Raw genomic sequence first — 15,381 nt, 5'->3', positions numbered from 1 at the left:
TGCAGCTTTCGGGTTCTCAATTAAAATGTAAAATATTTTATTTTTAGTCGATTTAAATTTTTGAAAAATGATATAAAAATGACACTTTGTCGGAATTGTCTTACAGTTCAACCGATTTATATTGCGATCTATCAGGAGACTATTTTACAGTCGCGTATAAGGATTTAACCCTAATTTCTATTGAAATAGCAAAAAGCGGTTTTTAAGTAACTGGCAATCAAGTTTTGCTACGAATTGTATTGGTCTCTACACAGAATAGTAGCAGGGCAATTTTAAAAATAGTATGGGTTTATACTGGATAACAATAAAACAAGAATGATTATAAGAATGCAAGGATTGAGTCATGACCACCTATATGATTATAGGGAGTTTCTTGGTGTTCTGTGTCGTGCTCATGGCATGGAAGCAGCTAAGGAATAGCCCAAAACCACAAGACAGCGCCTTAAAACAGCGCGCTATTTTTAATCCAAATGAACAACTGACGTTTACACGCCTGAAAGAAGTGTTGCCAGATTATATTGTACTGGCCCATGTTTCTTATGACGCACTACTTACCACCAAATTTGGCCGTACCCGGCACAAGTATCGTGATCTGATTGCAGATTTTGTGATTCTGGATCAGCAATACCAGATTGTTGCCATTGTAGCTGTCGATGATCCGGTGATTTTAAAACGTCCACAGCAGGCGCAATTTCAGGATGCCTTGTTGACTATGGCCGGTTATCGCGTCATTCGCTATGAAGATGTACCGGAATATTATCAGTTGCGAGGAGATTTCCTGCGTGAGCAGGAGCATTCCAGTAAAGACCAGAGATTTACCGCTGTGAATGATCTCAAAAAATATCATCTTTATTCAGATCTGGAACGACGTAAAGTCAAAGCATTAAACTGATAGAACCTAAACGAAAAAAGTATGCCAGGTGCATACTTTTTTCTATTTTACATGAGTAGAAATTAGGCCTGAGAAGTCTATTCAGGTTTGACGGCTACGACAGTCAGTTCCACTAACACACGTGGATCATACAGTTTAGCTTCGACACAGGTGCGGGGCAGGGCTTGAATATCCGATACCCAGGCGTCCCAGACTTCATTAAACGCTGCATAATCTTTTTCAATATCTTTGAGATAAATCGTCACCGACATGATCTGGCTTTTATCGGTACCGGCATCCGCCAGGAACTGGTCGATGATATCCAGTGTTTGCTGGGTTTGACCTTTGATATCCAGATCCAGGTCTGTGGCCAGTTGGCCGGCAAGATGAACCAGATTGCCGGCAATGGCGATCTCAGAAAAGCGTTGTGAAACATGCAAACGTTGAACAGACATTAGCTTAATCCTTGGTTTTTGGCATCAAGGCTGCGACTAATGCAGTCAATAGGCAGCCTATCGCAAGATAGATGGCTACATAATGCCATGAACCATCACCCCAAATCACTAAGGAGGCTGCAATCATTGGGGTAAAACCACCACCAATAATACTGGCAACCTGATAACCGACTCCGGCACCGCTATAGCGATATTCTGTACCAAATAGCGAGGTAAAAATCGGTTGATGTACGCTGACCACCATGTCATGTGCAACATTAGCCAGTAGAATGGCGCCAACAATAATCGTCCAGGTATTTTGTGCATCCAGTGCCATAAAGAACGGAAAGGCGGACAGTGCACCGATCAGGCCACCCCAGACACACATGGTTTTATGTTGAATTTTATCGGATAGCCAAGCAAAGAAAGGAATACTGAAACAGCTGATCGCACCGACCATCAGGGTGATATTCAGGAAGAACTGTTTGTCCATGCCTAGGTTATTGGTGGAATAGTTCAGGGCGAAGTTGGTGACCAGATACATGGTCAGCAGTTCGGTCAAACGCAAGGCAATAATATAAAAGAAAGCTTTCGGATGTTTGCTGATCGCCTGTAATATCGGCAGTTTTTCTGGATGATGATCCGCCTTAATCACTTTCTCTACGAATTCTTGGGATTCATCCTGATCACGGCGAATCCACATCGCAATTCCGATTAGTACGATACTGGCAATAAATGGAATCCGCCAAGCCCATTCAGCAAAAGCCTCTTCACCCAGTGTGGCAATAATAATGGATACTGCACCCGTTGCCAGTACCAGACCTACGCCATAGCCGACCTGAACACCACTGCTATAAAAGGCTTTTTTGCCTTTAGGGGCATTTTCTACTGCCATTAGGGCAGCACCACCCCATTCACCACCGACTGCAAAGCCTTGAATGGCACGCAGGGTCACCAGTAAAACCGGTGCCCACCAGCCAATGGCTTCGAAATTAGGTAAAAAACCAATCCCGACGGTGGAAATCCCCATCAGGACCACAGTCAGAACCAGCATTTTCTTGCGGCCGAGCTTGTCGCCGAAATGACCAAATACCACACCGCCTAGAGGGCGAAACAGAAAGCCAACACCAAAGGTCGCTAGCGCCGCCAAGGTGCCCATATTGGCGCCAATGCTTGGGAAAAACTGGTCTTTAAAAATTAAGGCTGCAACAATACCGTAAAGGAGAAAATCATACCAATCGACAACAGCACCAACAAAACTGGATAACGCCGCTTTACGCGCGCGTCGTTCTTGAATAACAGAAGAATTTACAGAGGACATGCAGGGAGGGATTCCATGAGATACATCAGAGTTGCCCTGTAATATTCGGATTTGATCGTCACGCCAATCACAGGACAGTATGCTGAAAGTAAAGGTGATTTTCAGCATCTCAGCACATACATGGATAATGCATTGCGCAGATAGAGTACTCCAAAAATTCAAAATGTAAAAACAAAGTTGCCGTATTTTTAAACTAACGTCTAATACTTGTACAAAATAGGCCTAAAGCAGCGGCAATTGTGTTTCTGTTTCACGTGCAACGAGCTGATAAACGCCAAGCCCAATCAGCCGGAATTGCAGTTGAGGAGTAATATGCATCTCTTGAAGCAGTAAGTATAAAGCCTGCTCCAGTTCTTGCGGGCTACGCAGCAGCTGGCTGAAACTTTTACTATGCTGCATGGTCTGAAAATTCTTCATTCTCAGTTTTACAGTAACTCCGCGGGCAGAAAGCTGCTTTTTTTCCAGACTCTGCCAAAGCTGGGCAATTAATGGCTGCCAGTAAGGCTGGCATTGCGGTAAATACAGATCGTCATCGAAAGTCGTTTCCTTGGAAATCTGCTGGCGTTCCCGTTCAGCTTCGACTGGTCGATCATCAATGCCTTGAGCATAAAGAAAAAGACGCCGTCCATATTTGCCAAAATGTTGAATCAGGATCGCTTCTTCAATCTGCTGTAAATCTCCCAAGGTTTCCAGATTCAAACTTTTTAGTTTTTCTTGAGTGACTTTGCCTACACCGGGAATTTTCTTCAGTGGAAGATCCTGAATAAAACGCTGTACCTGTGAAGGTTTGATGACACAGATTCCATTTGGTTTATGCCAGTCAGAGGCAATCTTGGCGAGAAATTTATTCGGGGCCACGCCAGCAGAAGCGGTTAGTCCAGTAGTTTGAAAAATATCTTCACGAATGCGCATTGCCACTTCAGTGGCACTCGGAATCTGCTGCAAATTTTCGGTGACATCCAGATAAGCTTCATCTAGTGAAAGCGGTTCGATGACCTTGGTATAAGTTTGAAATATCTGATGAATCTGACCAGAGACCTGACGGTATTTGGCAAAATCCGGTTCAATCACGATGACCTGAGGGCAGAGCTTACGTGCTTGAGTCATCGGCATGGCAGAACGCAGTCCGAACTCACGGGCCGGATAGGAGGCAGCCGCCACTACTGCCCGGGGATGATGTGAGGCAATCACCACAGGCAAAGTTTTCAGCTCCGGACGTTCACGCAGCTCGACCGAGGCGTAGAAAGCATCCATATCGATATGAATAATTTTGCGCATATCCAGTATCTTAAGTGGCTTTAGTTGGATTGGGAAGAGACCGGATTGATAAGTAAACAGGCTAAAGCATTATTCAATATGAAGCATATCCTGCCTAAATAATTCAATATCCATTTCATGGTTGAATCAGGGAGAAATTGGATTTATTTCTTGGCCGGAGGCTGGGACTGATCTGGGGTGGGAATACTGTTCTGCTGTAAAAATTTGATCCAGTCCTGCTCCGAGCCATAAAACACATTCAGATCCACAGTACGGGCAATGCCGGGAATTTCACCCTGACTGCTATGCTGCCAGAAAGTCCATTTAGGCTGACCTTTTAAATCTGGCAAACCTTGGTATTCACGTACCCAGAGCGGTACGTCAGCAAACTCTCCCGCCAGCACAATGTTATAAAAAGATTTGGACACATAGAAGATCGGCTGCTTGCCATAATGGTGTTTTAAGGCATCATGCATGATCCGGATTTCCTTGAGCAGCTGCTCTTTGGAGTAGTGATTGATACATTTGCTGTCATATTCCAGATCCATGACAGGAGGCAGGGCATCCGTTTTACGCGGAACCGATTCTATAAAATTCTGAGCCTGAATGCTGCCATCACGGCAAAGCCGGTAAAAATGATAAGCACCGACCAGAAAGCCCTGTTCGCGGGCCTGCAGCCAGTATTCCTGAAACTTGGTATCTTTGAAATCACCGCCTTCTGTGGATTTTAAATAGACAAATTTATATTTCTGTTTCGGGATTTTCTTCCAGTCTATTTCTTTCTGATGATGGGAAATATCAAAACCATGAATCGGATAATCTGCTGCATGCGCTGATGGCTGTTTGAAAACCAGCAGATAAAGCACAGTCGTCACCACAAGTGTAATCAGCAGCCCGACTGCAATCACTGAGTATTTTTTCCAGTTGCTAGAGGTGGGAGCTGCTTTCATTGTGAATGGTGGCCTGATTTACGGATATTCATATCGAGTATATATTCTGCCCTAGACTGGCGTATTTTTGGGGATATGCCAGAAAATATAGGCAGCAATAATGTTAATACAGCCCAAACAGAGCAGAGAAACGTGAAAGGCATTGTCCAGCTGTTCTGGGCCGAAATAGGCACTAAACATATTGACTAAGGTGCCTGCCAGTGCCACCCCGATACTCATTGACAGCATCATGATCATCGACAGGAAACTGTTGCCACTGCTGGCATCCTGCTGGCTTAAATCTTTTAAAGTCAGCGTATTCATCGAGACAAATTGCAGCGAATTCAGAATTCCGAACACAAAGAAATGCATCGCACGTAACCAGATCGGAGTCTCCGCCGTAGTCAAGGCAAAACTGGCGATACATAAACCGACCAGCAAAGTGTTGATCAATAAGACTCTACGATAACCAAAACGCTGAATGATTTTGCGGATAATCGGTTTAGATGCTAAAGAACCGAGTACCGTTGGAATCATCAGTAAACCGGTAATAAAAGGTTCAAAACCAAAAGCGACCTGCAACATTAAAGGCAATAAAAACGGAATCGAGTTGCCGCCGAGCCGGGCAAAGAAATTACCCAGAATGCCAATCGAATAAATCTTATTTTTAAATAATTTACTACGAAATAGCGCATTTAAATGAGTATGCGAATGATAGGCATAGATGAGCGAGGCAATCAGACCACTTCCGACCAGACTTAAGCTCCACCAGAGGGGATATTGTGGATTAGCAAAGTTTTCAATCCCCAGACACAGGCCGATCATTGCGATGACCAGCAGAATAAAACCGCCAAAATCAAAACGCTGTACCGTTGGTTCAGTGATATTCGGCATAGCTTTAAAGGTAATTAATGCACCCAGCAGACCAATCGGCAGATTGATCAGAAAAATCCAGTGCCAGGATAGATACTCGACCATCCAGCCACCTAAGGTCGGGCCGATCAGAGGGCCCATCAATCCAGCCAGACTCATTAGGCTCATGGCGGATAGAAACTGGGTACGAGGAATGATTTTCAGCATGGCCAGTCGTCCGACTGGAAGCAGCAAAGCACCGCCAATACCTTGAAATACCCGATAAACCAGCAGTTCATTCAGATTCTCAGACCAGGCACAGCCGAGTGAGGCCAGAGCAAAAATAATGATCGCTGCAAAATAGATATTCCGAACTCCAAAGCGATCGGCCAGCCAGCCACTCAAGGGAATACAGGCCGCTACTGAAAGTACATAGGCCACCACCACACTATGCATCCGTAGTGGATCTTCCTGAAGATTGCTGGCAATCGCAGGCAAGGCGGTATTGATAATGGTGGTATCGAGGCCCTGCATGAAAAAGCCAATCGACACCAGCAAGACCAGCAGTCTGAATTCAGGTTGTAGGGATTGATGCGTAGGAGTGACATTCATGGATTTAAAAAATCATCTATTTTGAATAGTTTAAAGAAATCTATGCAGCAGTGTGACTGAAATAAAAACGATTGTGAATAGGAGTCGTGTAGATGAAATGCTAATGAACTGACAGCCTGATTTCAGTTATTGAAGAGAAAGGGTAAAAGATATATTTCTATACTGCGAACATCTCAAACTGATACGGATTCATAAATACGTCATTTTTGGAACACTTCAAGCTTCTTTTTAAGGAGCAGGCTACAAAAAAATATGACGGAAATGTCATGAAAATGAAATAAAACCGTCATAATCTGGGGCAAACTTCCAGAACTGCTGTACTGGGAACTGTCTAGTAAAAGGTTTTGTACTTATGACCATCGAGATTCTGATGGTAGTTGGCTTCTGTCTGGCCGCCTATTCCATCGTGGGGAATGATGTTCCGCAAACATTAGGAACATTTATTTCATCGAACTCACATCGCCCATGGTGGGTACTCTGGATTTACATCAGTACTATTCTGGTTGTGGTGTTAATTTATGGCTGGTTTGCTTCTGGGGTAGGGGATGCCTCTTATGGACGTCTGGAAACCATTCCTTTCCCTGAAGATGGGGTCACCTGGCTATATGTGGTACCGCCTCTTTTACTGATCATTTTGACCAAATATGGCATTCCGGTCAGTACTACTTTCTTGGTGCTCACGATTTTCTCCCCGAGCAGTCTGGGTTCCATGCTGACCAAGTCGATGATGGGTTATGCCGTCGCGTTCTTTGTGGCAATTGTGATCTATCGTCTGGTCATGAAAAAACTCGCGGTCTATTTCAGTGAAACCCGTGATCAGCAACATTCTCCGATGTGGATGGCTTTACAATGGCTATCTACGGCATTTCTGTGGAGCCAGTGGCTAATCCAGGATCTGGCCAATATCTTTGTTTATGTGCCGCGTCAGGTGCCGTTTGAGTTCCTGATCTTTGCCATTTCTGTCTTTGTGATACTGCTAGGCATGATTCTTTACCAGCGTGGTGGAGCTATCCAGAATATTGTTGATACCAAGACTGGGGTCACCGATGTCCGTTCTGCTACAATTATCGACTTTATCTATGCGCTGATTCTGCTGGTGTTTAAAGAGTGGAGTAACATCCCGATGAGTACCACTTGGGTATTCTTGGGGTTACTGGCCGGTCGTGAATTTGCCATTTCGATGCTGGTGACTGAAGTCAACAAGCACCGTACTTCACGTAATGTCAGCAAAGATGCCATGAAACTGATGTTTGGTCTAGCCATTAGTGTATTTCTGGCGACGACTTTGCCATGGTTCTATCACACGATTTCCGGTTAATGTCTTTGCATGTATAAATAAAAAAAGCGAGCATCAAGCTCGCTTTTTTTATGGCTTTAAATATTTGCTATTTAAAGCAGACAAGAAAATTTAAACCACAAAACGTTGCGGAGCATCCAGATTCAGCAAGGTGGTATAAATCTGATCTGCATGTTCACAGACAATCAATTTAGCCCGATGTTGGGGCGGCAAGAAGCCTTCCTGCACCGCAAGATCAAGCTGGGCAATCAGGGGATTATAAAAGCCATTGACGTTATACAGCATCATCGGTTTTTGATGCTGGTTCAGCTGACCCCAGGTCGCAATTTCCAGAATTTCTTCAAATGTTCCCAATCCACCCGGCAAGGCGACAAAGGCACAGGCTCGATCTGCCATCATGGCTTTACGTTGATGCATGCTGGTGACGATATGCAGTTCAGTCAGTTGAGGATGGGCAATCTCATAATCCAGCATAAATTCCGGAATCACGCCCACCGCTTCACCACCATGCTGAATCATGGTGTCTGCCACCTGGCCCATCAGGCCAATACTGGCGCCGCCATAGACCAGACCAAAACCATGTTCGGCCAGACCTTGAGAAAGTTGAATCGCTTTTTCCAGATAAATCGGTTTGTTGCCGGCACGAGAGCCACAATATAAAGCCACTAGCGGGCGTGTTGTTTTTGGGGAATTATCATTAAAATAATCGGTCATTTCCATTACACTTTGCATTTATTTTTTTCACCTTATCATTTTTTTATCTACTTACTATAACTTAGTTAACAAATATGACAATTCCATGAGCTGGCCTCATTTTAGGACAAAATCTTTCATTCAAATTCATCCATAATCCTGGATGAAAACAGGTGAATTTCATGGTGTTCTTGATATACTGAAAGTCTGTCTTACTACAATAGAACTCACATGGGTAGTCGAAGTTGGCGCTTTAATTTAATAAAACGTCACATTATCAAGTCTTTAATTCAAGTCGGGTATCAACCTGTATCTCATCATGCAAATACTTGCCTTTCTCCTCGGTTAGGGGAGCAGATGCGATGATTTTTGAATGGATGTCAGATCCCTCTGCCTGGATTGGCTTACTCACACTGATTGTTCTTGAAATTGTACTCGGGATCGATAACCTGGTCTTTATTGCAATTCTGGCGGAAAAGCTTCCACCCGAACAGCGTAATGCGGCGCGTATTACCGGTCTGGGCTTGGCGCTATTAATGCGACTGGTGTTGCTGGCGTCGATTGCCTGGGTGGTGACGCTTACCGAACCACTATTCCATATCTTTGAGCATCCATTTTCAGGACGCGACCTGATTTTATTATTTGGTGGTGTGTTCCTGCTGTTTAAAGGCACCATGGAGCTGCATGAGCGTCTGGAAGCCAAACCTGTGACCAAGGAAGAAAATCCGGTTCAGGCGGTGTTCTGGATGGTGATTGTTCAGATCGTGGTACTGGACGCCGTGTTCTCGCTCGACAGCGTGATTACTGCAGTCGGTATGGTCAAAGATCTGTCTGTGATGATGATTGCCGTGATTATTGCGGTCGGTATCATGTTGTGGGCTTCTAAAGCCCTCATGGATTTCGTTAACAAGCACCCGACAGTAGTGATTCTCTGTCTGGGCTTCCTGATGATGATCGGTTTCTCGCTGGTGGTTGAAGGCTTCGGTTTCCATATTCCGAAAGGCTATCTGTATGCCGCGATTGGTTTCTCGGTGATTGTCGAGTTTATTAACCAGACCATGAAGCGCAATCAGGAAAAAATGGTCACCACTACTGATATGCGTTACCGTACTGCATCTGCCGTAATGCGTATGCTGGGTGGTAAACCGGCTCAGGACAATGATTCTTCTGAACCGGAAGATGTACTGGCGACTCGTGCCTTTGCTGATGAAGTCTTTGATGATGACGAAAGTGGGGTCTACCATAGTGTCATGGTTCAAGGTGTACTTGGCCTGTCAGAACGTCCGGTGAAATCGGTGATGACACCACGTCCTGAACTGGAATGGATTGATCTGGAAGATGATCATGCCAGCATCAAAGAGCAGTTATTGCATATGAGCCATTCACGCCTGATTGTGGCGCGTGGCGAACTGGACAATATTGCTGGGGTCGTGCTGACCCATAAAGTCCTGAATGAATACATCGAAACAGGCATTTTGGACTTCGAAAAGCATCTGCGTGAACCAGTGATTGTGCATGAAAATGCTCAGGTCTTGATGGTCATGGATCAGCTACGTCAGGCACCGCTACAAATGGCATTGGTATTGAACGAATATGGTTCCATTGAAGGGGTGGCGACACCGATTGATGTGCTGGAAGCGATTGCCGGTGAATTCCCAGATGAAGACCAGTTAGAAGCAGCGGTAGAGAGCCTGGAAGATGGCAGCCTGATTCTGGATGGTTCAACCGATATTCGCCATGTGTCACTACTTCTGGATCGCGATCTGGTCAATGAAACGGAAGAATATTCGACATTGTCGGGTTATATTCTGTTCCATCTGGGGCGCTTGCCGGAAAATGGTGAAAAGCTCGAAGCAGATGATTATATCTTTGAGGTGGTTACTATGGATGGCCACAAGATTGATAAGGTGCATATTATTGCTCCAGCGAACCGGAAAGACTAGTTCAACGCCCGAAGAGGTCAGCTAAAAGTTTGCTAAAATAGTCCGCATTGTCGGGCTATTTTTTATGGAATTGAAATGTCAGAAGCATGTCCATGTGGACAAGGTGAATATGCAAGCTGTTGCCAGCCACTGCATCAGGGGCAGCAATTGGCTCAAAGCGCCGAGCAATTAATGCGCTCGCGGTATAGTGCCTTTGCCAAGCATGAAATTGATTATATCCAGCAGACTACCGCCCTTGGACAACAGCAGGCTTTGGACATGCCAGCCATTGCTGAATGGAGCCGAAGCAATCAATGGCTGAAGCTGGAAATTGTGCAGGCCAATGAAAAACTGGACAAGACCCATGCGCTGGTCGAGTTCAAAGCACATTATCACGATGGCAAGCAGACCCAGATTCATCATGAAATTTCACATTTTGTAAAGTTCGAGAATCGCTGGTACTTTTTGGATCCAACGACAGATCAACAGCTTACAATGAAACAGCCGTGCATCTGTGGCTCCGGGAAAAAATTTAAGCAATGTTGTGCGCATTTTTTATAATTTTCACATAGATTTAGCTTAGAATAGCCGCCATCTCAAAGCCTCAGGTGGAAGCAGGGCGATGTTACTGACCGTCATCTATATTATTGCAATTACCGCTGAAGCCATGACCGGAGCCTTGTCCGCTGGTCGGCGTAGTATGGACTGGTTCGGGGTTACGATTATTGCCTGTGTCACGGCGCTCGGTGGTGGTTCGGTACGTGATGTACTGCTTGGCCATTATCCCTTGACCTGGGTCAAACATCCGGAATATCTGGTGCTGACTTGCTGTGCTGCCTTTGTCACCATCCTGATTGCCAAATGGATGCGCCATTTACGCAATATCTTCCTGGTACTGGATGCCTTGGGCCTCATCGGCTTTACTATCATTGGCTGCCAGATTGCGCTGGAAATGGGGCATGGCTTTGTAGTCAGTGCGGTCGCCGGTGTCCTAACTGGGGTATCGGGCGGTATTTTACGTGACATTTTATGTAATGATGTGCCCTTAGTCTTCCGCCGTGAACTCTATGCCAGTATTTCCTTTGTTGCAGTCATCTTCTATTGGCTCTGCAGCAATTTTGGTCTATCACTCGAACTGACCATTATTTCTACCTTAATTTTTGGCTTTAGTTTGCGTTTGATTGCGATCTATTTCGGTCTGGAAATGCCGAAGTTTATTTATAAGGATGATGACGAACAGTCCGCTTCATCCAAAGACGAGTCTTGATATGAATTATGGTAACTGCGGGAGGGGAAAACTTCCCGCAGGCGTACGTATTTATAGTATAAAAAAATAAAAAATCAAACTTCCTGTTGGGACAGCAGCATCTCCCGTTTCACCTGATCAGAGATTTTTGTTATGGATTTAGTTTCTCGGATACAGCGCTTGCCGATCGGCAAGTTCCACTACACTCTTTTATGGGTGATTGGTCTTGGCTGGATGTTTGATGCCATGGATACGGGATTGATTTCCTTTATTCTGGCGAAAATGGCTGAAGACTGGCAGATGAGCGCTGACCAGAAAAGCTGGGTGGTTTCGATCGGTTTTATCGGTATGGCGATTGGGGCAATTTTCTCAGGTGGACTGGCAGATCGCTGGGGACGTAAAACTGTATTTGCCAGTACGCTGGTGATTTATAGTCTGGCGACTGCTGCCTGTGCCTTTGCGCCTAATCTGACCTGGTTACTGGTATTCCGTTTTATTGTCGGTCTGGGATTAGGTGGTCAGTTGCCGGTTGCGGTGACACTGGTCAGTGAATATATCCCGGCACGGGTACGTGGTCGTTTCATTGTGCTGTTGGAAAGTTTCTGGGGCTTGGGCTGGCTGGTGGCTGCGCTGGTTTCGCGGTTTGTAATCCCTGATTTTGGCTGGCAAGCTGCATTCATGATTGGCGGGATACCGGCACTGTATGCCATCGTAATCTGGAAACTGGTACCTGAGTCGGTACCATATCTGATCAATCGTGGCCGGGTAGATGAAGCGCAGGCTCTGGTTAAAAAGATTGAGCGCAAATGCGGCGTCGAAGTTATGGAAATCTTTGAAGTTAAACCTGTGGCTGCCAAGCAGAATATCTCGTTTACCCAGCTCTGGAGTGGTATTTTTGCCCGCCGAACCTTGATGCTGTGGCTGATCTGGTTTGGAATCGTTTTCTCCTACTATGGTATTTTTACCTGGTTACCAAGCCTTCTGGTCAAGGAAGGCTATACCATCGTGCAGTCTTTTGAATATGTCCTGGTTATGATTCTGGCGCAATTGCCGGGTTATATTGCAGCAGCATGGCTAGTGGAAAAACTCGGTCGTAAGGCGACTCTGGCTGGATTTATCGGCATGTGCGCGATCTCAGCCTATTTCTTTGGACAGTCCGGCAGTGTTACTGAAATTGTGATCTGGGGGTGTCTGATGTCCTTCTTTAATCTGGGAGCATGGGGCGTTCTCTATACTTATACCCCAGAACAATACCCAACCAATATCCGTGCTTTTGGTTCAGGCTGGGCGGGTGCAATTGGCCGTATTGGCGGGATTGCTGCACCCTTTGCCGTAACCCATTTGATGGGGATGCCAAACGGTTTCAGTTACGTCTTTACCATGTTTACTGCGGTGCTGATTGCAGTGGCTGTGGTCATTTTAGTCCTGGGTGAAGAGACCAAGGGCAAGACACTAGAATCTATGGGTTTATAAGGTTGATGATTTTTTAGTTGCTCAGCTGCTATAAAGTGGATATTTTTAGCCCATAAGACACGATTTGTCGCGCTGTGTAGTTTACTGCCCTTGTGCAGCACACAGCCGCGACTTAGCATAAGAAACATTGATACAAAAACGAATTTTAGGATTATAGGTTGTTATGACAAGCCTTGCGCATCATGCGACAGAAAACCGTTCCGTAGCCGAATTTACCGAACAAGCTTATTTAAATTATGCCATGTACGTGATTATGGATCGTGCATTGCCACATATCAGTGACGGTTTGAAACCGGTACAGCGCCGTATTGTCTATGCCATGAGTGAACTGGGTCTGAAATGGACCAGCAAACCGAAAAAATCGGCACGTACTGTCGGGGATGTACTGGGTAAATACCATCCACATGGTGACTCGGCCTGTTACGAAGCTATGGTCCTGATGGCGCAGCCATTCAGTTATCGCTATCCATTTATTGAGGGACAGGGCAACTGGGGTTCACCGGATGATCCTAAATCTTTCGCGGCGATGCGTTATACCGAAGCCAAGCTGTCGCAATATAGTGAACTGCTTTTATCCGAGCTAGGACAGGGTACCTGTGACTGGCAGGATAACTTTGATGGTTCGATGAAAGAACCGATCAACTTGCCGGCACGTGTTCCTAACATTCTACTAAATGGTACCACCGGGATTGCTGTGGGGATGGCGACTGATATTCCGCCTCACAACTTGCGCGAAGTGGTGAAAGGTACTATCGCCCTGATCCGTAATCCGAACCTGACCGATGCCAAAATGGCAGAATACATTCCGGGACCGGATTTACCGACCAAAGCGGAAATTATTACGCCACCCTCCGAACTGCTTAAAATTCAGATGACAGGTCGTGGCAGTTACCGCATGCGTGCGGTATATACCATTGATAAAAATGAAATCGTGATCACCGAATTGCCGTATCAGGTATCCGGTTCAAAAATTATCAGCCAGATTGCGGATCAAATGCAGGCGAAAAAACTGCCGTTGGTCACTGATGTTCGTGATGAATCTGACCATGAAAATCCAACACGTTTAGTGGTGGTACTGCGTTCGAACCGTATTGATGCAGAAGCGGTAATGAGCCATCTGTTTGCGACTACAGATCTTGAGTCTAGCTATCGTGTCAATATGAACATGATTGGCGCAGATGGCCGTCCACAGGTGAAATCGATTCGTCGTATTCTGCTGGAATGGATCGAGATCCGTAAAACCACCGTCACTCGCCGTCTGCAATACCATCTGAACAAGATCGAAAAACGCCTGCATATTCTTGGCGGTTTGATCATTGCTTACTTAAATATTGATGAAGTCATTCAGATTATTCGTGAGGAAGATCAACCTAAACCAGTGTTGATGGAACGTTTTGGCATCGATGAGATTCAGGCCGAAGCCATTCTGGAACTTAAACTGCGTCATCTGGCCAAGCTCGAAGAAATGGAACTGCGCCGCGAACAGGAAGAACTAGAAGCCAAAGCTGCGGTGATTCGTGAACAGTTGGCGAATCCTGAGTCTTTAAAAACTCTGATTATCAATGAACTAAAAGAAGATGCCAAGAAATTTGGGGATGATCGCCGTTCTCCAATCGTGCAACGCGCTGAAGCCGCTGCAATTGATGAAACTGAAATGCTGCCAGCGGATCCCGTTACGGTGGTATTGTCTGAGGCAGGCTGGATTCGCTGTGCCAAAGGGCATGAAGTGGATGCTGAAAATCTGAATTTCCGTGCGGGCGATCAATACCTCAGTCATGCCCAAGGTAAATCTAATCAACGCGTCTATGTATTAGATGATAGTGGTCGTAGCTATGGCTTGCCAATCAATAGCCTGCCATCGGCACGAGGACTTGGTGAACCGTTGAGTTCAAAACTGTCTCCAGCAAGTGGAGTCGGTTTCAAGCAGGTATTGGTGGCTGAAGATGATGCGGAAATCCTGGCAGTCAGCAGCAAAGGTTATGGATTTAAAACCCAGGCCAAGCAGCTGGATACCAATGCCAAAGCAGGTAAGGCTTTCCTGAATCTATCTGAAGGTGCACAGGTCATGAACCTGCAACCGCTGGAAGATGCAACTCATGTTGCACTACTCAGTTCAGCTGGCCGTCTGCTGATTGTTGATCTGTCGGAATTACCTGTACTCAATAAAGGTAAAGGTAATAAATTGATACAACTTGAAGATAAAGATCAAATTTTATCCATGACAATATTGAAACTTGATGAAATAATTCAAGTGCTTGCAGGACAGCAACAATTAAAACTTAAAGGGGATGACCTGCAAAAATATATTGGGAAACGAGGCTCTAAAGGAACCCTGTTACCACGTGGATATCAAAAAGCAAATAAACTGTTGATTCAAAGATAATACTAGCATCCATGAATCGAAATACGTTATATATGAGTAACGATTCGACAAATGGATGCAATGTTGCACATATACAAGTCTAAAAAATGAC

The 15,381-nt window shown here is 45.3% G+C and carries 13 protein-coding genes; 7 read left to right on the top strand and 6 right to left on the bottom strand.

What is annotated here, in order from left to right; genetic code table 11:
• Positions 1 to 343 precede the first annotated feature (343 nt).
• Positions 344 to 892 (top strand): DUF2726 domain-containing protein, encoded by a 549-nt coding sequence (locus AC4MBN_RS13520; RefSeq protein WP_166136543.1) that lies wholly within the window; start codon positions 344 to 346, stop codon positions 890 to 892.
• 77 nt (positions 893 to 969) lie between these two features.
• On the opposite strand, the gene AC4MBN_RS13515 is transcribed toward AC4MBN_RS13520, so the two are convergent.
• The 5 genes from AC4MBN_RS13515 to mdtD all read right to left on the bottom strand — a co-directional run bounded on the left by AC4MBN_RS13515 (position 970) and on the right by mdtD (position 6,276).
• Positions 970 to 1,326: a RidA family protein gene (locus AC4MBN_RS13515; protein WP_005233436.1), complete on the bottom strand. Its 357-nt coding sequence runs from the start codon at positions 1,324 to 1,326 to the stop codon at positions 970 to 972.
• 4 nt (positions 1,327 to 1,330) lie between these two features.
• Complete coding sequence (gene shiA / locus AC4MBN_RS13510; protein ID WP_491880360.1) at positions 1,331 to 2,626, bottom strand: shikimate transporter; 1,296 nt, start codon at positions 2,624 to 2,626, stop codon at positions 1,331 to 1,333.
• A gap of 222 nt (positions 2,627 to 2,848) precedes the next feature.
• A complete protein-coding gene (gene dinB / locus AC4MBN_RS13505) occupies positions 2,849 to 3,904 on the bottom strand; it encodes a DNA polymerase IV (protein WP_491880359.1) in 1,056 nt (351 codons plus the stop codon).
• A 143-nt stretch (positions 3,905 to 4,047) separates the two neighbouring features.
• Positions 4,048 to 4,833: a glycoside hydrolase family 25 protein gene (locus tag AC4MBN_RS13500; RefSeq protein ID WP_491880358.1), complete on the bottom strand. Its 786-nt coding sequence runs from the start codon at positions 4,831 to 4,833 to the stop codon at positions 4,048 to 4,050.
• Between the two features lie 51 nt (positions 4,834 to 4,884).
• Positions 4,885 to 6,276: a multidrug transporter subunit MdtD gene (gene mdtD, locus AC4MBN_RS13495; RefSeq protein WP_125279418.1), complete on the bottom strand. Its 1,392-nt coding sequence runs from the start codon at positions 6,274 to 6,276 to the stop codon at positions 4,885 to 4,887.
• A gap of 352 nt (positions 6,277 to 6,628) precedes the next feature.
• Here mdtD and AC4MBN_RS13490 point away from each other — a divergent pair, with 352 nt between their 5' ends.
• Positions 6,629 to 7,594, top strand: coding sequence for a hypothetical protein (locus AC4MBN_RS13490; RefSeq protein WP_034169797.1), 966 nt, complete (start codon positions 6,629 to 6,631; stop codon positions 7,592 to 7,594).
• A gap of 90 nt (positions 7,595 to 7,684) precedes the next feature.
• Here AC4MBN_RS13490 and AC4MBN_RS13485 read toward each other — a convergent pair whose 3' ends face one another.
• A complete protein-coding gene (locus tag AC4MBN_RS13485; protein ID WP_166136525.1) occupies positions 7,685 to 8,305 on the bottom strand; it encodes an LOG family protein in 621 nt (206 codons plus the stop codon).
• 323 nt (positions 8,306 to 8,628) lie between these two features.
• On the opposite strand from AC4MBN_RS13485, the gene AC4MBN_RS13480 reads away from it, so the two are divergent.
• The 5 genes from AC4MBN_RS13480 to parC all read left to right on the top strand — a co-directional run bounded on the left by AC4MBN_RS13480 (position 8,629) and on the right by parC (position 15,290).
• Positions 8,629 to 10,209 carry a TerC family protein gene (locus tag AC4MBN_RS13480; RefSeq protein ID WP_104426943.1) on the top strand — a complete coding sequence of 527 codons (1,581 nt, stop codon included), beginning with the start codon at positions 8,629 to 8,631 and terminating at the stop codon, positions 10,207 to 10,209.
• A 75-nt stretch (positions 10,210 to 10,284) separates the two neighbouring features.
• Positions 10,285 to 10,749 carry a YchJ family protein gene (locus tag AC4MBN_RS13475; RefSeq protein ID WP_491880357.1) on the top strand — a complete coding sequence of 155 codons (465 nt, stop codon included), beginning with the start codon at positions 10,285 to 10,287 and terminating at the stop codon, positions 10,747 to 10,749.
• 61 nt (positions 10,750 to 10,810) lie between these two features.
• Positions 10,811 to 11,455: a trimeric intracellular cation channel family protein gene (locus AC4MBN_RS13470; RefSeq protein ID WP_034169794.1), complete on the top strand. Its 645-nt coding sequence runs from the start codon at positions 10,811 to 10,813 to the stop codon at positions 11,453 to 11,455.
• Positions 11,456 to 11,587: 132 nt separating this feature from the next.
• A complete protein-coding gene (gene niaP / locus AC4MBN_RS13465) occupies positions 11,588 to 12,907 on the top strand; it encodes a niacin transporter NiaP (protein ID WP_419374569.1) in 1,320 nt (439 codons plus the stop codon).
• A gap of 163 nt (positions 12,908 to 13,070) precedes the next feature.
• Entirely contained in the window at positions 13,071 to 15,290 is a 2,220-nt protein-coding gene (gene parC / locus AC4MBN_RS13460) for a DNA topoisomerase IV subunit A (protein WP_491880356.1), read from the top strand.
• The last annotated feature ends 91 nt before the right edge of the window (positions 15,291 to 15,381 follow it).

Source organism: Acinetobacter sp. CAU_H_60, from assembly GCF_058599385.1.
The sequence above is the reverse complement of the archived record's forward strand: the minus strand, read 5'-3'. Positions and strand labels throughout refer to the sequence as shown.

Coding starts and splice junctions, on each gene's coding strand:
- AC4MBN_RS13520 (WP_166136543.1), top strand. CDS start 344: ATGACCACCTATATGATTATAGGGAGTTTCTTGGTGTTCTGTGTCGTG.
- AC4MBN_RS13480 (WP_104426943.1), top strand. CDS start 8,629: ATGATTTTTGAATGGATGTCAGATCCCTCTGCCTGGATTGGCTTACTC.
- AC4MBN_RS13470 (WP_034169794.1), top strand. CDS start 10,811: ATGTTACTGACCGTCATCTATATTATTGCAATTACCGCTGAAGCCATG.
- parC (WP_491880356.1), top strand. CDS start 13,071: ATGACAAGCCTTGCGCATCATGCGACAGAAAACCGTTCCGTAGCCGAA.
- AC4MBN_RS13485 (WP_166136525.1), bottom strand. CDS start 8,305: ATGCAAAGTGTAATGGAAATGACCGATTATTTTAATGATAATTCCCCA.
- mdtD (WP_125279418.1), bottom strand. CDS start 6,276: ATGAATGTCACTCCTACGCATCAATCCCTACAACCTGAATTCAGACTG.
- AC4MBN_RS13475 (WP_491880357.1), top strand. CDS start 10,285: ATGTCAGAAGCATGTCCATGTGGACAAGGTGAATATGCAAGCTGTTGC.
- niaP (WP_419374569.1), top strand. CDS start 11,588: ATGGATTTAGTTTCTCGGATACAGCGCTTGCCGATCGGCAAGTTCCAC.
- AC4MBN_RS13515 (WP_005233436.1), bottom strand. CDS start 1,326: ATGTCTGTTCAACGTTTGCATGTTTCACAACGCTTTTCTGAGATCGCC.
- shiA (WP_491880360.1), bottom strand. CDS start 2,626: ATGTCCTCTGTAAATTCTTCTGTTATTCAAGAACGACGCGCGCGTAAA.
- dinB (WP_491880359.1), bottom strand. CDS start 3,904: ATGCGCAAAATTATTCATATCGATATGGATGCTTTCTACGCCTCGGTC.
- AC4MBN_RS13490 (WP_034169797.1), top strand. CDS start 6,629: ATGACCATCGAGATTCTGATGGTAGTTGGCTTCTGTCTGGCCGCCTAT.
- AC4MBN_RS13500 (WP_491880358.1), bottom strand. CDS start 4,833: ATGAAAGCAGCTCCCACCTCTAGCAACTGGAAAAAATACTCAGTGATT.